4 protein-coding genes are annotated in these 6,740 nt (G+C 70.8%); 1 reads left to right on the top strand and 3 read right to left on the bottom strand.

Annotation, left to right across the window (positions count from 1 at the left end):
• Both AC08OV_RS20925 and AC08OV_RS20920 read right to left on the bottom strand, forming a co-directional pair.
• Positions 1 to 2,324, bottom strand: a 2,324-nt coding sequence (locus AC08OV_RS20925; RefSeq protein WP_476620163.1) for a nitronate monooxygenase, incomplete at its 3' end; no start/stop codon positions are given.
• Between the two features lie 1,475 nt (positions 2,325 to 3,799).
• Entirely contained in the window at positions 3,800 to 4,879 is a 1,080-nt protein-coding gene (locus tag AC08OV_RS20920; RefSeq protein WP_476600406.1) for a helix-turn-helix transcriptional regulator, read from the bottom strand.
• Between the two features lie 800 nt (positions 4,880 to 5,679).
• On the opposite strand from AC08OV_RS20920, the gene AC08OV_RS20915 reads away from it, so the two are divergent.
• Positions 5,680 to 6,168, top strand: a complete 489-nt coding sequence (locus AC08OV_RS20915; protein ID WP_476614874.1) for a hypothetical protein — start codon at positions 5,680 to 5,682, stop codon at positions 6,166 to 6,168.
• A gap of 72 nt (positions 6,169 to 6,240) precedes the next feature.
• On the opposite strand, the gene AC08OV_RS20910 is transcribed toward AC08OV_RS20915, so the two are convergent.
• A complete protein-coding gene (locus AC08OV_RS20910) occupies positions 6,241 to 6,519 on the bottom strand; it encodes a response regulator transcription factor (protein WP_476620162.1) in 279 nt (92 codons plus the stop codon).
• Positions 6,520 to 6,740 lie beyond the last annotated feature (221 nt).

The following is a 6,740-nucleotide window of genomic DNA, read 5'->3' as shown; positions in this document are numbered from 1 at the left end:
GCGTCCCAGCGATCGGCCGGGACCTCGCGGATGGCGTCGTTGCCGGCGACGATGTTCGCCCAGAAGCTGGCCAGGTCCGGGGCATCCGGGAAGATCGCGGACATCCCGACGATCGCGATGTCGAGCGGCCGGGCGCCCGGACGGTCGGGCGCCGCGATCCGCTCGGCGGACCGCAGCTCGGCGGACCGCAGCTCGGCGGCCCGGGCGGCGAGCCCGGCCGTGGCCTGCGCGGTGACCTCGTCATGCAGCTCGGCGATGCTCGTCCGCCGCGAACGCAGGGCGGCGACCTGCCCGATCATGTACATGCCGTCCCGGGCCTGGGCCGCGGGATCGACCGTGACGACCTCGCTGCCCTCACGGCGCAGGCCCTTACTCGCGACCCGCAGCCGGCCGAGGTTGAGCGCCTCGAGCTCCTCCCACATCTGCTGGCGGGAGTGGCCGGCGGCGATCAGCTCACGGCGACGGCCCAGAAAGGTGTGGACGTACGCGGACTCCACGCACCGGGTGGCGTGACCGGGGGAGGTCTCGAGCAGCACGGTGCGCTTACAGTCGAGAGCGGCCTGCTGGAAACCCGGCAGGATCGCCCCGGACGCGACGGCCTCGGCGGTGAACAGGTACGCGGTGCCCATCAGCACGCCAACGCTCGCGCCCCGCTCTGCGAGCGGCCCGGCCGCCGCGGCGACCATCGCAGCGGAACGGGCGTCGTGCACGCCCCCGGCGAACAGCAGATGCAGGCCCGCGAAGAAGTCCGGACCGGCCTGATCGGTCGCGCCGAACTCCAGCAGGCCGGCGATCTGCGCCTCCCACAGCGGGAAGCTCGCCCGCGGCCCGACGTGCCCGCCGCACTCACGCCCCTCGAAAACGAACTTGCGCGCGCCGTCGGCCAGGAAGCGGTTCAGCAGCCCCGGGGACGGGACGTGCAGGAACGTGTCAATGCCGGCGGCCTCCAGCGGGGCCGCCTGTGCCGGGCGACCTCCGGCGACGATCGCGCAGGGAGGACGCACGTCATGCACAGCGGCGAGTTGGGCGGCCCGCAGCGGTGCCGGGGCGAACCCAAGGACCCCGACTCCCCAGGGCGCGTCCCCGAGCAGGTCCGCGGTCTCCTCCAGCAGGGCGCGGCTGTCCTCGCCGCTCATCAGCGCCAGAGCGAGGAAGGGCAGCCCGCCCTCATCGGCGACGGCACGGGCGAACGCCGCCCGGTCGCTGACCCGCGTCATCGGTCCCTGCGCGACCGGGTGGCGCAGGCCGCGGGCAGCGGCGAAGGGCGCACCGGGGGCGAGGGGACGGGTACGGGTGGCGGCGGCGATGCCCTCGCGGATGCCCTGGCGCACGGCCCGTACGACACCGCCCGCGGTCACGTGGCGGTCGGCGAGATCGGCGGCGAACGCTCCGTCCTGGCCGACCGGGAGGAACTGGTTACGCAGATCACGCGCACCCAGCCGGCACGGGATCGCCGTGGCATCGCCCGCCATGGCGTCGCCCGCCATAGCGGCGACAGGAAGATCGGGACGGGTGTACACCCGGTAGCCGGCGAGGAGGGTGGTCTCGCTACCGTCCATCGCGCGGACCGCCGCCGCGACCTGTGCCGGCAGCTCCATCTCACGCACCAGGGCGAGCTGGGAGTCCAGGACCACACCGGCCGCGCCGCCGGCCACCGCGGCCGCCGCGGTGGCCGGACCGATCCCGCCAGCGGCGAACACGGGCAGCGGCGCGCCCTCGGTGGTGACGAACGCCTGCGCGAGCAGATGTTGCAGGAGGGTGAAGGTGGTGAGGTCGCCTACGGGCCCCCCGGACTCGTTGCCTCGCGCGATCAGCCCCTCGGCCCCCGCCGCCACCGCGTCGCACGCCTGCGCGACCGAGGTGACCTCCGCCCAGACCCGGCGCCGCGCCTCTCCACGCGGCCCGCTCGCCTGCAACCGGCTCGTCAGCGCGCCGATGTCCCAGCGGCTCCCCGGACCCGGCCCGGCGTCCGCCCACGCGACGGGGCCGGATCGGGGATCCGGACCGGACCGGACGACTAGTACGACGGTCCCGACGCTCGCGGGCAGCTCGTCGGGATCGAGGGGGCAGCCGGGAGCGACCCGCACCCCGAACCGGCCCGGCGCCCACCGCGCGGCGTCCCGCAGCGCGTCACGTGCCGGTCCGGCCAGCAATCCGAGGTCCAGCACCCCGAGCCCTCCGGCCCGCTGCACCGCGGCGACCAGGGGCGCGGACGGTTCAGCGAACGGCGTGATCACCACGACCAGCTCGCGGGCGTCGAGCGGATCGCGGTCGGCGGGATTGGCCGGCGAGGCCACGGGTGACGCGCTGGGTGCAGTGGTCATCGGCTGGTCCTCCCGACCGGTCCCCGCCTGGGGCAGGGCGCTGAGGGGGCAGAGGCTGAGGGGGCTGTGCTGGTCCGCATGGGCGGGCAATCGCTGGTCCGGATAGGCGGGTAATCGCTGGTCCGCGTGAGCGGGTATCTCAAGGGCAGGCGGACAGCCGGCAGACCCGGGGCCGACGGCGCGTCCGCTGCCGCCCGATCGCCGCGGCGGCACATCGAGGCCATAGAACTCACCCACCGAACCAGCATGATCGATTTGTTCCGGACGACAGGACCGCCCGCATCATCCAGACCTCCTGGTCAGTGCCGCCGGGACGGCAGACATCCGGGAAGCCGCATCCGCCCTGAGTATGCGAAAAGCGAACCAACCCCCAACAGGCTGTCGCGGAACTGGTGTCCCCCGGTCCCACGGCGGCCGCATCCGGTTAGCCGACACGGGATTGCCAACGTGCGCGGAATACTAGCCGGCCCGGTTGGGATCATTGCGTGGTGCCGGACCACAGCGTTGATCGTGGGCCCGTCGGACCACTGGCGCGGTCGCCGTGACCAGGTCCGGACGGCATCCGGTCGCCCGCTCGCCCACCGCCGGACATCGATGAGGATGTCGCGGATCGGGATTACACAGAGCCTGCAGGGGTGTGCACCGGGCGACGTCATCAATCGCCGCGGCCATCGATGGAGGTTACGAATGAGTAACACGCAGGTCGCTATCCCGGTCGCCAGTCGCAGCGGTTTCTCTTCGGTATCGATCACCCAATGCGGCGATGAACAGCTGTGGCTACTTCCCGGCAACACACGCCCGCATGCGCAGGGCCTGGAAAAATCGGATGCGAGGACGACGCCCCGGGAGGTATGGAATCACGGGCGGGCACCGTCCTGAAAATCGATCGTGGTCGCCGCCGGCCGGGTCAGGCGCTGACGGGCGGGGACTGACTCCTTCAGACCCCATGCGGACCAGAAGGGACATCGGCCAACCTAGTCACAGCGCGCCATCGATCGCAAGCTTATCCGATCAACTTTCCGGCAACGACCTCAATAGGGATACTAATAGCAACATTTCAGCCACAATAAGCGATAGTCGTCGCGGAGCGCGCAGGACATGACCGTCGGGACCGGTCAGGCGAGGCCAGATCGATTACCACGGACCGGCTTTGTTACTCGAGTGGGATCATCGACACGCGACCGTCGGCACCGGGAACGGACACGCAGCGTGTCCGTTCCCGCCACTGTTCGATCATCGGGACCGGCCTCTCGCCTCATCCCTTCGCGCCGAAATGCCGGCGGCCCCGACGGAGAGGTCGATCATGATTGCCGCCATCGGCGGATCAGGTGCCGGCGACCGCACCCCGCGCGGTGGCGCACCGGGGTTCGCGGCTCGGATCGAGGTCGTAGATCATCGGCACCGCCGCGGATCCCGCGGATCCCGCGGATCGAACATCCACGGCAGCAGCCTCATGACCTCATGACGTCACAGTTTCAGGGCCGCGGGTTGCCGGGGGCCGCGAACGCGCTCGTCTCCCGCTGCCACGCGATCGCCAGCTGGGTCCGGTTCGTGCACCCCGTCGCCACGAGCGCATGGGTGAGATGGTGCTTTACCGTGTCGATGCTGATGCACAACGCCTCGGCGACTTGGCGGTTGGAACGGCCTTCGGCGACGAGACGGACGACGTCGCGCTCGCGCGCCGACAGCTTGCCCGCGACCGACGGGCCCGGGTCCGCCCGGATGTAGAACCGCAGGAGGTTACCGAGGTGCCGACCGAGAACCGCCCCGACGGCGCGGTCCCGCGGTCCGAACGCGCCCGGCCGAGAATCCAACAGGGACACCACGGCGCCCACGTTCGACGGACCGAACAGGCGGATGAGCAGCTTCGCGTGGATGCCGTGTGCCCGCAGAAACCGCTCCAGGCGCATCCGCACCTCCGGGCGTTCCGGGATGCCGAGATCGTCAAGGGTGGCGAGCCCTCGCTCGCGGACCGAACGCAGGCTGTCCGGATTGCTGAGGGCCTCCAGCTCCCGGTAACGCTCCAGGTAGGGGCCTGCGAGTCGAAGCGCCAGCCCGCGACCGGTGGGCCGGGCGTCCTGGAAGGCGGTCTCGAGCGAGGAGCCCAGGAAGAAGGCGGAATGCCGGTAACCGAGATGCCGGGCCATGCCGTCCAGGGCGAGCTCGCGGAAGGATGCCAGCGACGACGCCCGCTCGCAGTCCTCCACCACGCGCAGGATGCCGCGCAACTCGGCCGCGCCGAGAGCCAGGTCCCGCGGCATCGGCGCGGCACGCGCCACCGGAGCGGACCGGACGGGCGGGCCGCCAGCCGGGACCGCACGGCCGCTGCCGCTCGGCACCTCGCCGCGGCCCATCGGCGAGCCGCCCATCGGCACACCGCTCCCCGGTGGGCCGGAGCGCTGGTGAAGCGGTCGCCCCGCACCGGCGCCGGTGGCGGCGGAATGCCGGGTGGTCGGCGAGCGGTGCGGCGGGGTCAGCGGTGCGGGTGAGCTCGCGGAGACACGCCTCGCGACCCGGCCCGCCGCAGCGGCCTCGGCGGATGTGTCGACGGTCACGCCAATTCGCGGCCGATGTAGTGCGTCCTCACCGATAACATCATGCGGGCGGGAAACTCGGTCGGTCACACGTGCCTCCGGGGGGGTCAGAACTCAGAACCGACGCCAGGCCTCGTCCGCTAGGGACGATGCCGCCAGGTTGATTTCCGGCGAAGTTGGACAGGTTCGGCAAGCGTAGGGCCCATCTCCCTCGCTACGCCAGCGGTCACCCACGCCCCCCTGATCACACTCACCCCCGTATCTTCGGCGCAGCCGGGGAAAACGCGACCTTAACGCACGTAAACGTTTGGGATGACGCCGTCCGGCAGCCCCCGGCAGTGGCTCGAGGTGATTTTTCCCTCCCACTGGCACCGCCCGTCGGGGCTACCTCACAAGTACGAGATTGGCTCCCCCCGGCTTCGATCGCGGTCGCGAAAGAAGCCGGAAAACGTCCTCCGGCACGGGTGAGCCTCGGATCCCGACCAACATCGACAGCATGAACATTGGTCACGTAGGGTAGCCACAACGGCAGCGCACAGTTTCGCCAGCGGCCCGCGGCCTGCCCCGGAGGGGTGGAGTTCCCCGCTCCCTGCACGGACCACCCATCCCATGGTGCCGCTCCACGACGACGACACATCGAGCGCGGACACCATCGAGCGCGGACACCATCGAGCGCGGACACCATCGAGCGCGGACACCATCGAGCGCGGCCGGGGCCCGCGATGTGGCCATGCGCCGATCATCGACCGGCCGAAGCCCCAGGTCGAAGCCACAGCGGGAGACCAAAGCCACGGCAGGAAAGAGGTAGAGGTACGAAGGCGATGACCTTGGGGCGGTCGGTCTTCCTGGTCGTGATGGGTGCCATCCTGCGCTACGCGCTCACCTGGCGCACCACCGGAGTGGATCTCCAGATTCTGGGCCTGATTCTGATCATCATGGAGATCGTGACATCGATGATCTGCCTGCTCCATGCCTTCCTGCCGGCACCGGCACGGGCCACCGCGCGTACCCGCGGACCGGGGCGGACACCGATCGGGCCTGGTCCCGGCCCGATCGGGCGGCACCTCGAACGAACGGCGGCGCTCGGCACATACCGGTACGGCCCACCGCAGCCCGGGTCCGACACGATCCAGACGGATGCCGGCCACCTCGATGCCGGCTACACGGGTCCCGGTCACACGGGTCCCGGTCACACGGAGAGCGACCGCACCGGCGCCGGCTACGCGGACGCAGTAGACGACGGACCCGGCTCGAGGGCAGGGTACCCACCCCCGTACCCGCCGCGGTTCACCGAATCACCGTCCCCCTGATCGCGGCGCCCCGGCCACCGGACCGTCGACCTCCCACCTAAAATCTATCTTTACAATAAACTGTATGACTATTTACAATAGACGCAATTCGCGCGCACGATGTACAGCATCGCGACGCCGTGGCACGTCGAGCTTGCGGTAGATGCTCTTCAGGTGCGTCTTCACCGTGTTCACGGAGACGAAGAGCTCGGCGGCGATCTCGGCGGTCGTCAACATCGTCGGCAGATAGCTGAGGACCGCGAGTTCCCGGTCGCTGAGCCGGTCACTCGCCCCGGGTCCCCGCCCGTCCATGGAACCGGGTGAGCGCTCGCGCGCCCCTGGCTGCCCTAGAGAGATCGGACTCGTTCCCATCCCAAGGCCGTGGCCCGCCGGACCGGAGCGAGGGCCGCGCGGGACGTCGACCCCCTGACGGTCACAGTTAGGCGGCGCCGAGCGCGCCGCGGGGGTCATAAGGGCCGGACGTGCCTTTCGCCCACTCATGACGGGTTGACGTGGGGTGGCCGGCCACGCGGGAGCGGGCACCGCCACCTCTCCACTCGGCATCCCCTCGCTCGGCACCCCCAGGCCGGCCA

Source organism: Frankia sp. CeTa3Moorea (genome assembly GCF_978021225.1).
The sequence above is the reverse complement of the archived record's forward strand: the minus strand, read 5'-3'. Positions and strand labels throughout refer to the sequence as shown.

What these genes read in the sequence shown, in the direction of transcription:
- AC08OV_RS20915 (WP_476614874.1), top strand. Translation starts at nt 5,680, where the DNA reads ATGACCTTGGGGCGGTCGGTCTTCCTGGTCGTGATGGGTGCCATCCTG.
- AC08OV_RS20910 (WP_476620162.1), bottom strand. Translation starts at nt 6,519, where the DNA reads ATGGGAACGAGTCCGATCTCTCTAGGGCAGCCAGGGGCGCGCGAGCGC.